The organism is Streptomyces sp. NPDC050636 (assembly GCF_040654775.1).
Lineage (GTDB): Bacteria > Actinomycetota > Actinomycetes > Streptomycetales > Streptomycetaceae > Streptomyces.
The window spans coordinates 1-1,029 of sequence record NZ_JBFAIP010000283.1 but is presented as its reverse complement, the minus strand read 5'-3'; the positions used below and the strand labels follow the sequence as shown (position 1 = coordinate 1,029).

Genomic DNA, 1,029 nt, shown 5'->3' with positions numbered 1-1,029 from the left:
AGGGCTCGCAGAGAATCAACGTGTTGCTTCACGTGATTCGGCTCGTTGGTCTGGTATGGGCGTCTCCGATGAAGTTCGTGGTCAACTCGCCGTGAAGTTCGCGGTGTTGTTCCCGCATCTGGACGAACGGCAGCGGCGGCTGCTGATGGGGGCCGAAGCTCGGATCCTGGGGCACGGCGGTATCCGGGCGGTCGCGCGGGCGGCCCAGGTCAGCGAGACGACGGTTCGCAAGGGCGTGGACGGGTTGGAGGCCGGCGAAGAACCGTTGGGCCGGGTACGGAAGCCCGGTGGTGGTCGGAAGAAGGCCGTGGACCTTGATCCGGGTCTGCGGCCTGCGCTGCTTGCCCTGGTGGAGCCTGACGAGCGGGGCGATCCGATGTCGCCGCTGCGTTGGACGGTGAAGTCGACCAGGAACCTGGCGGCCGGGCTCACCCGTCAGGGTCACAGGGTGAGCGCGGACACGGTCGGGGACCTGCTGCGTGCGGAGGGCTTCAGCCTGCAGGCCGGCGCCAAGACCATCGAGGGCAAGCAGCACCCGGACCGTGACGCCCAGTTCCGCTACATCAACGAGCAGGCCAGACAGCACATGGACGCCGGACAACCGGTGATCAGCGTGGACACGAAGAAGAAGGAACTCGTCGGCGACTACAAGAATGCCGGCCACCAGTGGCGGCCCGCCCGCGAGCCGGTACTGGTCAAGACACACGACTTCCTGGACCGGCAGGGACCGGGCAAGGCGATCCCGTACGGGATCTACGACATCGCCGCGAACACCGGCTGGGTCACTGTCGGCACTGATCACGACACCGCCGCGTTCGCTGTCACCTCCATTCGCCGCTGGTGGCAGGCCCGCGGTCGGCCGGACTACCCGACCGCCACCCGGCTGCTGATCACTGCGGACGCAGGCGGCTCCAACGGCTACCGCACCCGCGCCTGGAAGACTGAACTCGCTGCCCTGGCCGCCGAGACGGGTTTGGACATCACGGTCTGCCACATGCCGCCGGGCACCTCGAAGTGGAACAAGATCGA

1 protein-coding gene is annotated in these 1,029 nt (G+C 67.2%); it reads left to right on the top strand.

Annotated features, from left to right (window positions below):
* Nucleotides 1–55 precede the first annotated feature (55 nt).
* The coding region (locus AB0I10_RS41275; protein ID WP_363157867.1) for an ISAzo13 family transposase at nucleotides 56–1,029 on the top strand (974 nt) is incomplete at its 3' end.